Annotated in this window: 12 protein-coding genes; 11 read left to right on the forward strand and 1 reads right to left on the reverse strand. The window is 71.4% G+C overall.

The window, feature by feature from the left end; genetic code table 11:
• Positions 1 to 31: 31 nt before the first annotated feature.
• From ACFZBB_RS13120 to ACFZBB_RS13170, 11 genes are all read left to right on the forward strand, one after another.
• On the forward strand, positions 32 to 814 hold the full coding sequence (locus tag ACFZBB_RS13120) for a glucose 1-dehydrogenase (RefSeq protein ID WP_391120820.1): 783 nt from the start codon (positions 32 to 34) through the stop codon (positions 812 to 814).
• A 111-nt stretch (positions 815 to 925) separates the two neighbouring features.
• Positions 926 to 2,050 (forward strand): LLM class flavin-dependent oxidoreductase, encoded by a 1,125-nt coding sequence (locus tag ACFZBB_RS13125; protein WP_391043245.1) that lies wholly within the window; start codon positions 926 to 928, stop codon positions 2,048 to 2,050.
• Between the two features lie 48 nt (positions 2,051 to 2,098).
• Positions 2,099 to 3,841 (forward strand): amidohydrolase family protein, encoded by a 1,743-nt coding sequence (locus ACFZBB_RS13130; protein ID WP_391120823.1) that lies wholly within the window; start codon positions 2,099 to 2,101, stop codon positions 3,839 to 3,841.
• 130 nt (positions 3,842 to 3,971) lie between these two features.
• Positions 3,972 to 4,559, forward strand: a complete 588-nt coding sequence (locus tag ACFZBB_RS13135; protein WP_391120826.1) for a GNAT family N-acetyltransferase — start codon at positions 3,972 to 3,974, stop codon at positions 4,557 to 4,559.
• Between the two features lie 151 nt (positions 4,560 to 4,710).
• Entirely contained in the window at positions 4,711 to 5,616 is a 906-nt protein-coding gene (locus tag ACFZBB_RS13140; protein WP_391120829.1) for an alcohol dehydrogenase catalytic domain-containing protein, read from the forward strand.
• Positions 5,617 to 5,740: 124 nt separating this feature from the next.
• Positions 5,741 to 6,097 (forward strand): DoxX family protein, encoded by a 357-nt coding sequence (locus ACFZBB_RS13145; RefSeq protein WP_391120832.1) that lies wholly within the window; start codon positions 5,741 to 5,743, stop codon positions 6,095 to 6,097.
• A gap of 275 nt (positions 6,098 to 6,372) precedes the next feature.
• Complete coding sequence (locus tag ACFZBB_RS13150) at positions 6,373 to 8,955, forward strand: hypothetical protein (RefSeq protein WP_391120835.1); 2,583 nt, start codon at positions 6,373 to 6,375, stop codon at positions 8,953 to 8,955.
• Between the two features lie 48 nt (positions 8,956 to 9,003).
• A complete protein-coding gene (locus ACFZBB_RS13155; RefSeq protein ID WP_391120838.1) occupies positions 9,004 to 9,831 on the forward strand; it encodes a TIGR03619 family F420-dependent LLM class oxidoreductase in 828 nt (275 codons plus the stop codon).
• A gap of 114 nt (positions 9,832 to 9,945) precedes the next feature.
• Entirely contained in the window at positions 9,946 to 12,525 is a 2,580-nt protein-coding gene (locus ACFZBB_RS13160; protein WP_391120841.1) for a bifunctional FO biosynthesis protein CofGH, read from the forward strand.
• Positions 12,526 to 12,681: 156 nt separating this feature from the next.
• Entirely contained in the window at positions 12,682 to 13,902 is a 1,221-nt protein-coding gene (locus tag ACFZBB_RS13165; RefSeq protein ID WP_391120845.1) for a phosphodiester glycosidase family protein, read from the forward strand.
• Between the two features lie 254 nt (positions 13,903 to 14,156).
• Positions 14,157 to 15,260, forward strand: a complete 1,104-nt coding sequence (locus tag ACFZBB_RS13170; protein WP_391120848.1) for an ADP-ribosylglycohydrolase family protein — start codon at positions 14,157 to 14,159, stop codon at positions 15,258 to 15,260.
• 233 nt (positions 15,261 to 15,493) lie between these two features.
• On the opposite strand, the gene ACFZBB_RS13175 is transcribed toward ACFZBB_RS13170, so the two are convergent.
• Positions 15,494 to 17,065, reverse strand: a complete 1,572-nt coding sequence (locus tag ACFZBB_RS13175; RefSeq protein WP_391120850.1) for a sodium:solute symporter family protein — start codon at positions 17,063 to 17,065, stop codon at positions 15,494 to 15,496.
• Between the last annotated feature and the right edge of the window lie 146 nt (positions 17,066 to 17,211).

Here is a 17,211-nt window from a genome sequence, read left to right on the forward strand (position 1 = left end):
CCCCGTTGTCCCACCACCCCCGGAGGCCCGGATGGGCAAGCTCGACGGCCGTACCGTCCTGATCACCGGCGCCGCGCGCGGCCAGGGCGAGCAGGAGGCCCGGCTCTTCGCCGCGGAGGGCGCGCGCGTGCTGCTCGCCGACGTGCTGGACGACCAGGGCGCGGCGCTGGCCGAGGAGATCGGCGACGCGGCCCGCTACACCCGGCTCGACGTCGGCAGCGAGGACGACTGGACGGCGGCGCTGAGTTACGCCGACGAGCAGTTCGGCGGCCTCGACGGACTGGTCAACAACGCCGGGATCCTGCGCTTCAACGCGTTGGCGAACACCCCGCTGGACGAATACCTCCAGGTCGTCCGGGTCAACCAGGTCGGCGCCTTCCTCGGCATGCGGGCCTGCGCGCCCGCCCTGACCGCCGCGGGCGGCGGCACGATCGTCAACACCGCGTCGTACACGGCGCTCAGCGGCATGGCGCTGCTCACCTCGTACGCGGCGACGAAGGCGGCGATCGTCGCCATGACGCGGGTGGCGGCGCTGGAACTGGCGCCGCACGGGATCAGGGTGAACGCGATGTGCCCCGGCGCCGTCGACACCCCGATGGCCAATCCCGCGGTGCTCGACCCGGCCGCCGACCAGGAGGCGATGGCGGCGGCCACCGCCCGCTTCTACCGCAAGCTGCTGCCGCTGGGCCGGATGGGCCGGGCCGACGAGATCGCCAGGCTCGCGCTCTTCTTGACCAGTGAGGACTCCTCGTACGTCACCGGGCAGCCGTTCGTCATCGACGGCGGCTGGCTGGCGGGAGTCGCGGCGCTCTGAGTCCGCCGTCGAGCGTATCTGACGGTCCATCAGCTATTGACGCCCCACCGTGCCGGTGGAAGAGTCGGATCAGATCTGACGGAGCGTCAGAAATCGGAGGATGGTGACCCCTTGGAATTCGGGCTCTTTGTACAGGGATATGTGCCCGCCGCGCGGGCCAAGGCCGACCCCGAGGCCGAGCACCACGCGCTGATCGAGGAGACCGAGTACGTCATCCAGGCGGACCGCTCCGGCTTCAAGTACGCCTGGGCCTCCGAGCACCACTTCCTGGAGGAGTACTCGCACCTGTCGGCCAACGACGTCTTCCTCGGCTACCTCGCCCACGCCACCGAGCGCATCCACCTCGGCTCCGGCATCTTCAACCCGCTCGCGCCGGTCAACCACCCGGTGAAGGTCGCCGAGAAGGTCGCCATGCTCGACCATCTCTCCGGCGGACGCTTCGAGTTCGGCTCGGGGCGCGGCGCGGGCAGCCACGAGATCCTCGGGTTCATGCCGGGCATCACCGACATGAACCACACGAAGGAGATCTGGGAGGAGACCATCGCGGAGTTCCCCAAGATGTGGCTCCAGGACGAGTACCCCGGCTTCAGCGGCAAGCACTGGTCGCTGCCCCCGCGCAAGATCCTGCCCAAGCCGTACGGCCGCTCCCACCCGGCGATGTGGTACGCGGCCGGCTCGCCGCCCTCGTACGCGATGGCCGCCCGCAAGGGCCTGGGCGTGCTCGGCTTCAGCGTGCAGAAGGTCTCCGACATGGAGTGGGTCGTCGAGTCGTACAAGTCGGCGATCGGGCAGGCCGAGCCGGTCGGCGACTTCGTCAACGACAACGTGATGGTGACCTCGACCGCGATCTGCGCCGAGACCACCGAGAAGGCGCGGCAGATCGCCGTGGGCGGCGGGCTCAACTACCTCCAGTCGCTGCTCTTCCGCTACCACGACACCTTCCCGCGCCCCGACGGCATCCCGGTCTGGCCCGAGCTTCTGCCGGACTACACCGAGGAGTTGATCGATCTGCTCATCTCCGAGGAGCTGATGATCTGCGGCAACCCCGACGAGGTGCTGGCGCAGTGCAAGCGCTGGGAGCAGGCGGGCGCCGACCAGTTGACCTTCGGGCTGCCGATCGGCATCGGCTACGAGGACACGATGAACACGATCAAGCTGATCGGCGAGCACGTCATACCCGTCATCGACACCGACCCGGTGCACCGCACGACCCGGTTCCGGCAGGCGGCGGCGTAACGCGACCGGGCGGCACGCACCAGCGCGACGTACGAGAGGAGCACACCCGTGTTCGACCATGTGATCAAGGGCGCCACCGTGGTGGACGGCACGGGCGCGCCCTCCCGTACCGCCGACGTGGCGCTGCGCGGCGGCCGGATCGCGGCCGTCGCCGAACCCGGCGGCCTCGGCGAGAGCGGGCGCTCCCAGGAGGACGCCACCGGCCTCGTCCTGACCCCCGGCTTCGTCGACCCACACACCCACTACGACGCCCAGCTCTTCTGGGACCCCTTCGCCACGCCCTCGATGAGCCACGGCGTGACCACCGTCGCGGGCGGCAACTGCGGCTTCACGCTCGCGCCGCTCCACCCCGACCGGCCCGAAGACGCCGACTACACCCGGCGGATGATGTCCAAGGTCGAGGGCATGTCGCTGGCGGCGCTCGAAGAGGGCGTCGACTGGACGTGGTCGTCCTTCGGCGACTACCTCGACGCCCTGGAGGGGCGCGTCGCCGTCAACGCCGGTTTCATGGTGGGCCACTGCGCGCTGCGCCGCCATGTGATGGGCGCCGACGCGGTCGGCGGACAGCCCACGCAGGACCAACTCGACGCCATGCTGCGGCTCTTCCACGAGTCGATGGAAGCCGGCGGCTGGGGCCTTTCCACCACGCAGTCCAGTACGCACTCCGACGGCGACGGACGGCCGGTCGCGTCCCGGCACGCGCGGCCGGACGAACTCCTGGCCCTGTCACGGGCGGTGGGCGAACACGAGGGCACCCAGATCGAGGCCATCGTGGCGGGCTGCCTCGACCAGTTCGCGGACGAGGAGATCGACCTGCTCGTGGAGATGAGCGTCGTCGCCGGGCGCCCGCTCAACTGGAACGTCCTCACCATCGACGCCGCCGTCCCCGAACGCGTCCCGCGCCAGCTCCTCGCCTCGGAGCGGGCCCGCAAGGCGGGCGGCCGGATCGTCGCCCTCACCATGCCGATCCTCACCCCCATGAACATGTCGCTCGGCACCTTCTGCGCCCTCAACCTCATCCCCGGCTGGGGCGACGTCCTCGCCCTGCCCGTCCCCGAACGCATCGCGCGGCTGCGGCAGCCCGCCGTACGCGCCGAGATGCTGCGCCGCGCCACCAGCCCCGAGGCCGGGGTCTTCCGCCGCCTCGCCGACTTCGGCCGTTACGTGATCGGCGACACGTACAGCGACGCGAATCAGGGGGTGTCGGGGCGGGTCGTCCGCGACATCGCGGCCGAACGCGGGCAGGAACCCTTCGAGACGATCGTCGAGATCTGCGCCAACGACCGCATGCGCACAGTGCTCTGGCCGATGCCCACCGACAACGACCCCGACTCCTGGGCGCTGCGCCGCCGTACCTGGGACCACGAGGACGTCATGCTCGGCGGCTCCGACGCGGGCGCCCACCTCGACCGGATGTGCGGCGCCCCGTACACCACCCGCTTCCTCGGCGACTGCCTGCGCGGACGCCAACTCCTCCCGCTGGAACGCGCCGTGCGCATGCTCACCGCCGACCCCGCCCGCCTCTTCGGCCTGCGCGGCCGAGGCGTGATCACCCCGGGCAACGCCGCCGACCTCGTCCTCTTCGACCCCGAACGCATCGACGCCGGCCCCGCCACCCTCCTTCACGACCTCCCCGGCGACAGCCCCCGCCTCGACTCCCGCGCCACCGGCATCCTCAGCGTCCGCGTCAACGGCGTCGAGACGATCCGCGACGACACCGTCACCGGCGCCATCCCCGGCACCGTCCTGAGATCCGGCCGCGACACGGCAACCGTCCGAACCACCCCCTGAGCGGCGGGGGGCCGCGGCGCCGGTGCCGGGCTGGGCGGTGCCGGGCTGGGCGGTGCAGTGCAGTGCTGGGCGGTGCGCACGGGCCGAAATCCCTTCGCCTACAGGAACGTTGGCTACCTAGCATGCGAGCGTGACCAAGGACGTGGAAGACGAGGGCGAGCGGCGGCGGGTGCCCGTGCTGCGCGGGCGGGGCGTCGCGCTCACCCCGCTGGAGGCGGACGACGCCGAGTTGCTGCACGAGTGGCGGGCGGACCCGGTGGCCACCCACGAGATCGGCATCTGGCCGCGCCCGCTGTCCTGGCTGCGCGAGCGCGTGGAGCGCGACATCGACGACAACGACCGCGACGACTTTCTCGTCCTGTTGCCGGACGGCACCCCGATCGGGCACGTCGCCCTGATCGAACAGGACATCGCCGACGGGACCGCCGAGCTGTATCTGCTGCTCGACGCCGCCCATCGCGAGCGCGGCCACGCCACCGCCGCCCTCGACGCGCTGATCGACCTCGCCTTCGGCGACCTTCCGCTGCACCGCCTCCAGGCCGTCACCCACACCACCAACACGCCCGCGCTCGCCGTACTCGCCGCCTCCGGTTTCGTCCACGAGGGCGTACGCCGCTCCTGGTGCCAGCACCGGGGCCGCCGCCACGACGCCGCTGTCCTCTCGCTGCTCCGCCCCGAGTGGGAGGCGCTGAGCAGGCCCCGCGTGTGGGACCACTGAGGTACGGCCGCCGATCCGCGTCGGTCTTCGCGTCGGACTCCGGTCCTAGGTCCCGGGCCCGGCGGGACTGACAGACTGCCGCGAACGCGCGGCATTCGCGGCACCCCTGGCTCCCGCCCCTGTCCCCGCGCGCCGAGATCGGAGCGAAGTGATGAAGGCGGCCCGTTTCAGCCGGTTCGGGGGACCCGAGGTCCTGGAGATCGTGGACCTTCCCGATCCGTACCCGGGCCCCGGCCGGATCCGGATCGCGGTACGCGCGGCGGGACTCAACGCGAGCGACTGGAAGAAGCGGAAGGGCCTCATGGACGAGGAGCTTCCGCAGACCCTGGGGTACGAGGCGGCGGGCGTCGTCGACGAGGTCGGCGAAGGGGTGACCGATGTGGCCGTCGGCGACCGCGTGTTCGGCCTCTGCGCCGAAGGCGCCGCGCAGGCCGAGCTGGCGGTGCTCTCCTTCTACGCGCCGATCCCGGCGTCACTCGACTTCGCCGGGGCCGCCGCGCTGCCGTCCGCCATCGAGACGGCGGCGCGCGGCCTGGACCAGCTCGGCGTCCGCGGCGGCACCGTCCTGATCAACGGCGCCTCCGGGAGCGTCGGCGCCGCCGCCGTGCAACTCGCCGTGGCGCGCGGCGCCCGCGTCATCGGCACCGCGAGCCCGGCCAACCACGACGTCCTCCGCTCGCTCGGCGCCGAACCCGTCTCGTACGGCGACGGTCTCTCCGACCGCGTCCGCGCGCTCGCCCCCGACGGCGTGGACACCGCCCTCGACGTCGCCGGGAGCGGCGCCCTCCCCGAACTCATCGCCCTCGCGGGAGGCCCCGACCACGTCGTCACCCTCGCGGACTTCCTCGGCGCCCAGGAGCACGGCGTCACCTTCAGCCGCGGTGACAGCGGCCGGGCCCTCCACGTCCTCACCGAGATCGGCCCGCTGATCGAGGCGGGCCGCTTCTCGTTGCCCGTCGCCCGGACGTTCCCTCTCGCCGACATCGCGCACGCGCACCGCCTCAGCGAGGAGGGCCACGTACGGGGCAAGATCGTGCTGGTGGTCGACGCCGCGTAGCCGCGCGCGGTTCACGCCGTGCCAAGTGCGTGCGACTCACGGTCAACTCCCGCTCCGCGGGGACGCCTTAGCCTTCCCGTACGAGGTGTCACCCCGACGTGTCACGCACAGAAGCGGAGCTGCCGTGTTCGCCGCCTATCTGACGGTCACCGTCCTCGGCGCCCTCTTCAACGGCGCCGCCGCCGTCACCTACCTCATCGGCCACGAATACCCCAAGACCCAGGCCGACATGAAGGGCCTGCCCCGCAAGTGGGTGCCTGTCCTCGGCGCGTTGCTCGCCGCCGGCACGGTCGGCCTGCTGGCCGGGCTCGCCGTCCCGGTCCTCGGCACCCTCGCCGCCTGCGGCCTCATCCTCTACTTCATCGGCGCCATCACCGCCCACCTCCGCGTCGGCTCCCGCGACATCCTCGGCGGCATCGTCTTCCTCGCCACCGCGGCAGCCGCCCTGACCCTGGGCCTGGCCCACCACGGGGCCTGGTAGACCTCCGGGCGTGACGGTGCCTTTGGGGTTCGGGAGGCCGACGGCCAGTAAGGGCGTACCGCGTACCGGACGCGCTCAGTGATGCGCCGATAACGCTCTGGATTTGAGTCGTCCACTGAAGCTAGGCTGCCGGGAGAGGGAACTGCGACCGTTTGGCCGGGCAGTGTTCGGCCGGGGAGGGACGGGCCGACGCGATGGAACTCGACCGAATCTTCGATCAGCGGAGAACATCACCCGTTACCGTGGGTGACGTATTCGTCGATCGTGTCCGTTATGTGACGGCGTTCGAAGAGGCGTTGCGGGGGCTGCGAGACCATCCCGCCGCTGCCGGTTCGTCGGCGCCGCCTCGCCACAATGTCCTCGTCTTCTACGGGCTGGGCGGAATCGGGAAGTCGACGCTGTCCCGGCAGTTGGAACGGCGATTACGCGAAGGGGAATTGGACGGGGCGTCGGCGGACGGTCCTGAACGGCGCGTGACCTGCCGGATCGACCTGGAGGACAGCTCCCTGGCCGATCTGGAGACCGCGGTGATCGCCGTGCGGGGCACGCTCGGTGAGGTGATGCGTTCCTGCCCCGCATTCGACTTGGCCTTCGCCGTGTACTGGCGGCGCTGCCATCCGGGTGTCCCTCTTGAGGCCGCGATAGCGCGGAATTCCTCGCTCGGACGGCTCGGCGAATCCCTTTCGCTGGCCGAGCAGTTGGACGGCACGCTGGATGCGCTGCTCGGCCCGATACCCCTCGCGGGTGTGGCCCGGCGTGCCGCGGGAATTCTGGTGGGCAGGATCCGCGAGCACCTGCGCAAAGACCGGCTGCTCGCGGAATGTCCCGGATTCGCCGAACTGCTGGATGTCGAGTCGCCTGCGGACATGCTGCCGTTCCTGCCGGCTCTCCTGTCCTGGGATCTGGCCGAGTACCGCCGTAGGAAATCCCTGGACGTCGTCATCTTCTTCGACACGTTCGAGCGGGTCGACGGGAGGCGCCGGGAAGCGGGTGGGCTCGAGGACCGGTTGGCCCGGCTGGTCTACCTGATGCCGAACGTACTGTTCCTCATCACGGGGCGGAACCGGCTGACCTGGGGCGACGGTCATCACCCGGCCATCCACTACTCAGGGCCCAACTACTGGCCGAGTCTGGTCACCGACCCCGGCACGCTTCCCGCCATGCAGCACCGGCTGTCGGGGCTCGAGGAGGACTACGCCGACACCTACCTGCGGCTTCGCCTGACGAGGGACGGGGAGCCCGCCATTCCGGCACCGTTGCGGCGTCGGATTATCGACGCGGCAGGCGGGGTACCGCTGTATCTGGAGTTGTCGGCCGAGTACTTCGACCAACTGAGCGCGGAAGGCCGCGTCCCCGCGGTGGAGCAATTCGGAGGGACTTTCGCCGAGATGGTGATCCGTGTGATGCGTGATCTGTCCGCAGAAGAGCGCGCGCTTCTGCGGGCCGCCTCTCTCGCCGAGCGCTTCGACGCCGACTTGCTGAGGGCGGCGGTCCCGAGCGTGGCGGACGCCGTCGTACGGCGATTCCTCGAACGCCCCCTGGTGCAGAGCGATTCGTCGAGGTGGCTGACACACACCGTGGACGAGTACGTCCGCAACGCCGTCCGTCTCCACGACGGGAACACGGACGACGCCTGGTCGGAGGAGGAGTGGCGCAGCGCGGCCGAACGAGTCCTGGAACACCTCCGGGATCGGCTGCGCGGCGGGGTCAGAAATCCGACGTCGACCGACAGGAGCGAACTGGGCGAGGGCTTCACCACCGCCGGGCTCCTCACCCTGAACACGAGCCGTGTCCCCGACTGGTTGTACGACCTTGCCTACGGTGTCGACCTGTGCGGCCTCGGAGCGGTGCTCACCGGGACCCGGAACTGGCCTGTGCAGTCCGGCAGCCACCCCGCCGGAGCGTTGGCGCTCACCTGCCAGGGGATGGCCGCGCGCAGCGCGGGCGACAGGACAGCGGCCCTGTCGCTGACCGAGGCGGCCCTGGCCCATCCGGGCATCGGACCGTACCAACGCCTCTTCATCTCGCACCGGTTGGCCAAGACGCTGGAGGAGTTCGGCCGGTACGCCGAGGCGGAACGGCTGACCGCCGAGGTCGCCGCCGAGCCCGGGCCCCTGCGGGAGAACGCGGAGAAGGACCTGGCCTGGATCCAATGGCTCCGGGGGGACGGACGGCGGCTCCAGACCTGGGCGCTGCCCCATTGCGACAGCCCCCTTGGCTTCCGCCGCGCGCAGTCCCAGGATCTCCTGGGCCAGTTCAGTTTTCTGCAGGGGGACTTCGCGGCGGCCGAGAGATATCTCCGCAAGGTGGCTGACGACGCCGAACTGGCCGCCGCGGGCATGTCTCGCGACACCAGTTACCGCCACCTGGGCATGGTGCTGTCGCTGGCCCGTCCGCTGGACGCCGAGACGGTGCTGGAGCACGCCCATGAGATCAACCAGGACGTCGGAACGCCGGTCGGTGTGGCGCAGACGCTGATCTGGCGGGCGGCGGCACGCACCGGGCGCGAACCGGCCGCGGAGGTATTGACACTTCTGACGAATGGTGAGGAGATGCTGGCGCGCAGCGGTGGCGGCGCCGACCGGTGGATGGTGCTGACCGTGAAGCTGTTCCTCGCCGCCGTCGAAAGCACGGACGCCGAGGTCCTCGCCGCGGGGCGGGAGCTGATCAGCCATGTGGAGGAACAGGACTGTCACCCCGGCCTCGGGGAGATCGCCCAGCGCTGGCTGGAGGTGCGCGGCCTCGACGTCGCCGTTCCCCGGCGGGAGTTCTGGACGGACCGGGACCGGTCACTCGCGGCCTGGGAGAAAGTCCTCACCGACCGGCGCGGTCTCAGGGCCGCCACCTCGGACGGCTGAGATATACGTTCACACCCGGTATCCGTCGACAATCCACCGGAGGTGCCCGTGCGGATCGCCGTCACGATCTTCCTGACCGATCAGACCATCGGGCCGGTGCGGCTCGCGCGGGAGCTGGAGCAGCGCGGGTTCGCCGGGGTCTATCTGCCGGAGCACACGCACATTCCGGTGTCGCGGGCGACGCCGTATCCGGCGGGGGAGCCGCTGCCGGAGGAGTACGGGCGGACGCTGGACCCGTTCGTGGCGCTCAGCGCGGTCGCGGCGGTCACCGAGCGGCTGGAGGTGGGGACGGCGATCACGCTGGTGGCGCAGCGCGACCCGGTGGTGCTGGCGAAGGAGATCGCGACGCTCGACCACCTGTCGGGCGGGCGGTTCACGCTGGGGGTGGGCTTCGGGTGGAATGTGGAGGAGGCCGCCGACCACGGGGTGGACTGGCGGCGCCGCCGCGAGCTGGTACGGGACCGGATGGCGGCGATGCGCGCGCTGTGGGCGGCCGAACCCGTCGCCTATGCGGGCGAATTCGCGTCCGTGCGGGCCAGCCAGGCGTATCCGAAACCGGCGGGCGGCCGGGTGCGCACCCTGGTGGGCGGCGCGGCGGGCCCGAAACTCTTCAGCCATGTGACGGATTACGCGGACGGATGGATGCCGATCGGAGGCGGCGGTCTGGGTGAGTCGCTGCCCAAACTCCGGGCCGCGTGGCGGGAAGCGGGCCGCGGGGAGGAGGGCCCGGAGGTGGTGCCGACTGCCGTACGCCCGGACGCGGGCAAGCTCGCGTACTACCGCGACCTCGGCATCGAGGAGATCGTCGTCCAGCTCCCGCCGGCCGGGACCGACGAGGTGCTGCGGGCGCTCGACGACTACGCGCAGTATTTGTAGCCGGAGTATTCCTCGGACGGTCCGATCTCCGGGTGATATTGCCGACAGGGGGATCGGGCCGAAGACGGCCTGAGCCCCCAGCGAATTGTCGGCGGGGCCGCCTATCCTCGGAGAATGACTTCGCCGACGCCCACCGCCAATGCCATGCGCCGCGCCCTGCACCGCGCGGACGAAGGTGTCGCCCTGGACACGGGCGAGGCCGCCGTCCTGCTGCAAGCCCGTGGCCAGGACCTGGCCGGACTCGCGGGCACCGCGGCCCGGCTGCGGGACGCCGGCCTCGAAGCGGTGGGACGGCCGGGCGTCATCACGTATTCGCGGAAGGTCTTCATTCCGCTGACACGGCTGTGCCGGGACAAATGTCATTACTGCACATTCGTGACCGTGCCCGGCAAGCTGCGCCGTGAAGGGCACGGCATGTACTTGTCGCCCGACGAGGTGCTGGACATCGCCAGGCGCGGCGCCGAAATGGGCTGCAAAGAAGCGCTGTTCACCCTCGGCGACCGCCCCGAGGAGCGCTGGCCCGAGGCGCGCGAGTGGCTGGACGCGCACGGCTACGACGACACGCTGGCGTACGTACGGGCCATGTCGGTGCGGGTGCTGGAGGAGACCGGCCTGCTGCCGCACCTCAACCCGGGTGTGCTGAGCTGGACCGACCTCCAGCGGCTCAAGCCGGTCGCGCCGTCCATGGGCATGATGCTGGAGACGACCGCCACCCGCCTGTGGTCGGAGCCGGGCGCCCCGCACTACGGCTCGCCGGACAAGGAGCCCGCCGTACGGCTGCGGGTCCTGGAGGACGCGGGCCGGTCCAACGTGCCGTTCACCACCGGCGTCCTCATCGGCATCGGCGAGACGTACGAGGAGCGCGCCGAGTCCCTCTTCGCGATCCGCAGGACCGCCCGCCGCTACCACGGCATCCAGGAAGTGATCATCCAGAACTTCCGCGCCAAGCCGGACACCGCCATGCGCGGCATGCCGGACGCGGAGCTGGAGGAGCTGGCGGCGGCCATCGCGGTGGCCAGGATCGTGCTCGGGCCGTCCGCCCGCATCCAGGCGCCGCCGAATCTGGTGGACGGCGAGTACGCGCGCTTCATCGAGGCCGGCATCGACGACTGGGGCGGTGTCTCCCCGCTCACCCCGGACCACGTCAACCCCGAGCGCCCGTGGCCGCAGATCGACGAACTGGCCGCCCGTACGGCCGAGTCGGGCTTCGCGCTGCGTGAACGCCTCACCATCTACCCGGAGTTCGTCCAGCGCGGTGAGCCCTGGCTCGACCCGCGCCTGATCCCGCACGTCACGGCGCTCGCCGACCCCGCCACCGGTCTGGCGGACGAGGACGCGCCGGTCGTGGGCCGCCCGTGGCAGGAGCCGGACGAGGGCTTCACCTCGGCCGCCACCGGCCGCACCGACCTGCACCGCACGATCGACACCGAAGGACGTACGGCCGACCGCCGCGACGACTTCGACGAGGTGTACGGCGACTGGGCCGAACTGCGCGAGCAGGCCGCGCCCGGCATGGTCCCCGACCGGGTGGACGCCGACGTCAAGCAGGCCCTGTCGGTGGCCGCCGACGACCCGACCCGGCTCACCGACGCCGAGGCGCTGGCCCTGCTGCACGCGGACGGCCCGGCCCTGGACGCGCTGTGCCGGATCGCGGACGACCTGCGGCGCGCGGTCGTCGGCGACGAGGTGACGTACATCGTCACCCGCAACATCAACTTCACCAACGTCTGCTACACCGGCTGCCGTTTCTGCGCCTTCGCGCAGCGCCGCACCGACGCCGACGCGTACACCCTCTCCCTCGACCAGGTCGCCGACCGCGCCGAGCAGGCCTGGCAGGTCGGCGCCACCGAGGTGTGCATGCAGGGCGGCATCCACCCCGACCTGCCCGGCACCGCCTATTTCGACATCGCGCGCGCCGTCAAGGCCCGCGTCCCCGGCATGCACATGCACGCCTTCTCGCCGATGGAGGTCGTCAACGGCGCGACGCGCACCGGCCTGTCGATCAGCGACTGGCTGGCCGCCGCCAAGGAAGCGGGCCTGGACTCCATCCCCGGCACCGCCGCCGAGATCCTGGACGACGAGGTCCGCTGGGTCCTCACCAAGGGCAAGCTGCCGACCGCCACCTGGATCGAGGTCGTCAAGGCCGCCCACGCGCTGGGCATACGGTCCTCGTCCACCATGATGTACGGCCATGTCGACCAGCCCCACCACTGGCTCGGCCACCTCCGGCTGCTCGCGGAGATCCAGAAGGAGACCGGCGGCTTCACCGAATTCGTCACCCTCCCCTTCATCCACACCAACGCCCCGGTCTACCTCGCGGGCATCGCCCGCCCCGGCCCCACCGCCCGCGACAACCGGGCCGTCACCGCCATGGCCCGCCTGCTGCTCCACCCGCACATCACCAACATCCAGACCAGTTGGGTCAAGCTCGGCGCGGACGGCGCCGCCGAAATGCTCCGCTCCGGTGCCAACGACCTCGGCGGCACGCTGATGGAGGAGACCATCTCCCGTATGGCGGGCTCCAGTTACGGCTCCTACCGCTCCATCCGCGACCTCGTCGCCATCGCCGAAGCCGCAGGCCGCCCCTCCCGCCAGCGCACCACCCTCTACGGCCAGGTCCCCGAAGAGCGCATCACCACCGGCCTCGCCTCCGACGGCCACCTCCCCGACCTCCTCCCGGTCCTGGGCGACTGACGCCCGCCGCGCACCGGAGGGGTGAATTCGCACCACCGTCATGGCCGCGTTTCACCGTGTTCCGGTGCGGGGACTGCGGGGGTGGTGGAGTCCTGTGGGAAACACGGGAACCGAGGCACCCTTGGGGGAACAGTGGCGTGGAGCGGGCGGGCGGGCGTGGCCCTGGCGGTCGCGGCGGGAGTGCTCGCCGGGGGACTGGCGGGGGCGTCGGCCGTCGCGGCGGACAGCGGCACCGGCGGCGGGCTGCCGTACGAGCGAGTGGAGCGGCTCGGGCCGGGCGTGGAGTACCGGGAGTTCTCGGTGGCGGCCTCGCGGGGGACCGTGCACGGGCATGTGCTGGCGGTGGATCTGCGCGATTCCCGTACCCGGCTCGACCTGTTGACGCCGGGGGCGGTGGCGGCGCGGCAGGCGGTGTCCGGGCTCGCCGACGACCGGCAGGCGGTGGGCGCGGTGAACGGCGACTTCTTCAACATCACCGAGGACCAGCACCCCGGCGTGGCGCCGACCGGCTCCTCGGTGGGCCCGGAGATCGGTTCCGGCCGGGATCTCAAGGCCGCCGTGCCCGACGGCCAGCGCTTCGGGCCCGCGATGCCGCCGGGGGAGACCACGCACGACGTGCTCGGCATGGGCAAGGACCGCAAGCTGCGGCTCGACCGGCTGGACCTGCGCGGGTCGGTGCGCACCCCGCGGGGGAGCATCCCGCTGGGCGGCTACAACCAGTACGCGCTGCCCGTCGGCGGCGTCGGCGCGTACACGGCGGACTGGGGGACGGTCTCCCGGCAGCGGGCGGTCTGCGGCACGGACACCTCGCGCGGCGCCGGATGCAGCACGGACACCTACGAGGTGACGGTACGTCAGGGACGGGTCGCGGCGGTCGCGCAGGCGCCCGGCGCGGGAGCGATTCCCGCGGGCAGCACCGTACTGCTCGGCCGGGACGCGGGCGCCGACACACTGCGCGCCCTGCGTGTGGGCGAGCGCGTGGAGGTCGACAGCCGCCTCACGCCGACGCTCTCGCGCGTGCCGTACGTCTTCGCGGTCGGCGGCTTCCCCGTCCTGCGCGCCGGACAGCCGCTCGCGGGCCTGGACACCACGACGGCGGCCACGCGTACGGCCGCCGGTTTCGACGCGTCGGGCAGCACGCTGTACCTGCTGGCGCTGGACGGCTCCGCCGAGTCCGGCGCGGGCCTGACCATCGCGGAACTTGCGTCCGTCATGAGGGAATTGGGTGCAGATTCGGCGGTGAACCTCGACGGCGGCGGTTCCACGACGCTGGTCGCCCGCGACCCCGGCGCGGCGGCGGTGACCGTACGCAACCACCCGTCGGGCGGCGCCGAGCGCCCGGTCGCCAACGCCATCGGCGTCTTCTCGGTTACGTGAGCCGCGTATGTGTGCCTTACGCCCCAGTTGCGGGGCCGCGTCACGGACCCGACTGCCGTACCCGACTGCCGTACCCGCGTCCCGCGCCCGAGCCGCGCGTCGGAGGATTTCCGACGTCCGGCCGTATCCGATCGGATCACCACCGTTCGCGGACAGGCGTCACCAACCCCAGGGCCCCCTTCCGCTCCTGGTGACGTCGGCTATCGTGCTGGCGCAGAACGGGTTCGGATCGGGGTTGATCGAAGGGGACCGCTTTGACCGCTGTCTGGGGTCGCGCGCAACAGCAGGACTTCCGCAGCCGCGTGCGGGGCTGCCTGCTGGGCGGGGCGATCGGGGACGCGCTGGGCGCGGGCGTCGAGTTCGAGTCGTTCGAGGCGATCCAGCGCAATCACGGCACGGACGGCGTCACCGACTACGTTCCGGCGTACGGCAGACGCGGCGCGGTCACCGACGACACGCAGATGACGATGTTCACGGTCGAGGGCCTGATCAGAGCCCAGGTGCGCCGGGACACCGGCGCCTGGCACCCGCCCACCGACATCCACCGCGCCTACCGCCGCTGGTCGGCCACCCAGACCGAGTGGGGGCCCGACGAGCGCCGCAAGGACACCGGCTGGCTGGCCCGCGAGGAGTGGCTCTACGCGCGGCGAGCGCCGGGCGAGGCGTGCCTGAGCGGCCTGTCCGACGACCGGATGGGCACCTTGGAGGAGCCGAAGAACCCCGGCTCCAAGGGGTGCGGCACCGTGATGCGCTCCGCGCCCTTCGGGCTGCTGGTCGGCTGGGAGCCGCAGCTCGTCTTCCAGCTCGCCGTGGAGTGCGCTGCCCAGACGCACGGCCACCCCACCGGGCAGCTCGCCGCCGGAGCCTTCGCCGTCATCGTGCACGGCCTGGCGCGCGGCGAGGCCCTCGACGGCTCCGTCCAGCACGCCCTCGCCCTGCTCGGCGCCCGCCCCGGCCACCAGGAGACGACGGACGCGCTCCAGGGCGCCCTGGGCGCCGTACGGCAGGGGATGCCGTCGCCGCAGCGCGTGGAGGCGCTGGGGGAGGGCTGGACGGCCGAGGAGGCGCTGGCGATCGGCGTCTACTGCGCCCTCGTCGCCGAGGACGTGCGCCACGGGCTGCTGCTCGCCGTCAACCACTCGGGCGACAGCGACTCCACCGGCTCCATCTGCGGCAATCTGCTCGGCGTCCAGCACGGGGAGACGGCGCTGCCGCCGGCGTGGATCGCCGAGGTGGAAGGGCGGGCCACGCTGCTCCAGCTCGCCGACGACTTCGCCATGGAGATGACGCAGGCGCCCGCCCTGCACGGGCCTTCGGGCGCCAGCCCGGCGTGGCTCGACCGCTACCCGGCCGCCTAGCGCCTGTCGTGTGGATCTCCGCGGCGTCTCGGCGCCCGGCACGCACATCTGCCGCGTCCGACAGGCCCTAGCCACGACGCTCCCGCACGTCACCACCGGCCCCAGCGGGGCAGTTCGGTTGTCCCCCGGACCACCGGCCGGTGGGGAACCGCGCGGCCAGGGACGCTCCCGCACGTCACCACCGGCCCGCCGGGGCTCCCCCCCCGGTGGGGAGGGGAGCCGCCGGACGGGCCCTAGTCCGAGACCTTGGTGTGGGTCGGCTCGGAGGAGGGCTCGGGGAGGGAGACGGACGCCGGTCCGGGGCCGCCCCCGTCATCGGAGTTGATCTTCGCGAGGAGCGCGTCCCGCTCCGGCGTGTCCTCCGGCTTGATCCAGCCGATGGCGATGTAGAGGACGAGCGAGACGGCCAGCGGGAGCGAGATCTGGTATTCGAGGTTGACGCCGCCCGAGACGGCGTCGTTGATGGGGTAGTTGAGCAGGTAGAAGGCGAACAGGCCGAGCGCCCAGCTCGTGAGGGCGGCGGTCGGGCCGGACTTGCGGAAGCGCGGCAGCAGTCCGAGCATGAACGGGATCGCGATCGGCCCCATCAGACCGGCCACCCACTTGATGACGATGGTGATGATGTCCTTGAAGGTGGGGGAGTTGACCTGGGTGGCCACGGCCATGGACAGGCCGAGGAAGGTCAGCGTGGTCAACCGGGCGGCGATCAGGCCGACGTGGGCCGACCATTCGCGGGCGGTCTTCGAGAAGGCCGGGGCGATGTCGCGGGTGACGACGGCGGCGATGGCGTTCGCGTCGGAGGAGCACATGGCCATGGTGTGCGAGAAGAAGCCGACCACGACCAGGCCCAGCAGCCCGTGCGGCAGGAGCTGTTCGACCATCAGACCGTACGAGTCCGACCCGTCCGGCTTCTTGGCGTGCACCAGCAGCGGCGAGATCCACATCGGGAAGAAGAGGACGACCGGCCAGACGAACCACAGGGCCGACGACAGCCAGGCGCTGCGGGTGGCCTCGCGGGCGGAGCCGGTGGCCATGTAGCGCTGGGCCTGGTTCCACATGCCGCCGTTGTACTCGAAGGTCTTGATGAACAGGTACGCCAGCAGGAAGACGGTGGTGTACGGGCCCGCGACCGGGTCGGCGTGGTGCTTGAGCGCGGGCTCGTCCCACACGTTCCAGATGCCGCTGATCCCGCCGACCTTGTTGAGCGCGGCGACCAGCATCGCGAGCCCGGCGATCAACTGGATGACGAACTGGCCGAGTTCGGTGAGGGCGTCCGCCCACAGGCCGCCGACCGTGCAGTAGACGGCGGTGATCGCGCCGGTGATGACGATGCCCTGGGTGATGGTGACCCCGGTGAAGACGGACAACAGGGTCGCGATGGCGGCCCACTTGGCGCCGACGTCCACGATCTTGAGCAGCACGCCGGACCAGGCGAGCGCCTGCTGGGTCGTCAGGTTGTAGCGGTTCTTGAGGTATTCGAGCGGCGAGGCCACGTGCAGCCGTGAGCGCAGCCGGTTGAGCCGGGGCGCGAAGAGCTTGGCGCCGATGGCGATGCCGAGCGCGATCGGGAAGGACCAGGTGACGTACGAGGTGATGCCGTAGGTGTAGGCGATGCCCGCGTAACCGGTGAACATCACCGCGCTGTAGCCCGACATGTGGTGCGAGATGCCGGACAGCCACCACGGCATCTTGCCGCCCGCGGTGAAGTAGTCGCCGACGTCGTCGACGCGCTTGTGGGACCAGAGTCCGATCGCGAGCATCACGCCGAAGTACGCGATCAGCACGGTCCAGTCGAGACTGTTCATGTCCCCTCCAGAGGGGTCCGCCTTGTGAACAGGAGCGCACTTCGCTGTGGCGCCGGTCCGGGCGGGTCGCCCCCGTGCGGGAGTGGGGACTTCCGGGATTGAACCCCTCGTGCGGGGGGCCGGTCAAGAGTCTCTGCGTTCAAGAG

The sequence above is a fragment of the Streptomyces sp. NPDC008139 genome (assembly GCF_042957025.1).
Taxonomy (GTDB): Bacteria; Actinomycetota; Actinomycetes; order Streptomycetales; family Streptomycetaceae; genus Actinacidiphila.

Excerpts from the sequence above, each read along its gene's own strand:
- ACFZBB_RS13120 (WP_391120820.1), top strand. The coding sequence starts at position 32 with ATGGGCAAGCTCGACGGCCGTACCGTCCTGATCACCGGCGCCGCGCGC.
- ACFZBB_RS13140 (WP_391120829.1), top strand. The coding sequence starts at position 4,711 with ATGAAGGCGGCCCGTTTCAGCCGGTTCGGGGGACCCGAGGTCCTGGAG.
- ACFZBB_RS13160 (WP_391120841.1), top strand. The coding sequence starts at position 9,946 with ATGACTTCGCCGACGCCCACCGCCAATGCCATGCGCCGCGCCCTGCAC.
- ACFZBB_RS13175 (WP_391120850.1), bottom strand. The coding sequence starts at position 17,065 with ATGAACAGTCTCGACTGGACCGTGCTGATCGCGTACTTCGGCGTGATG.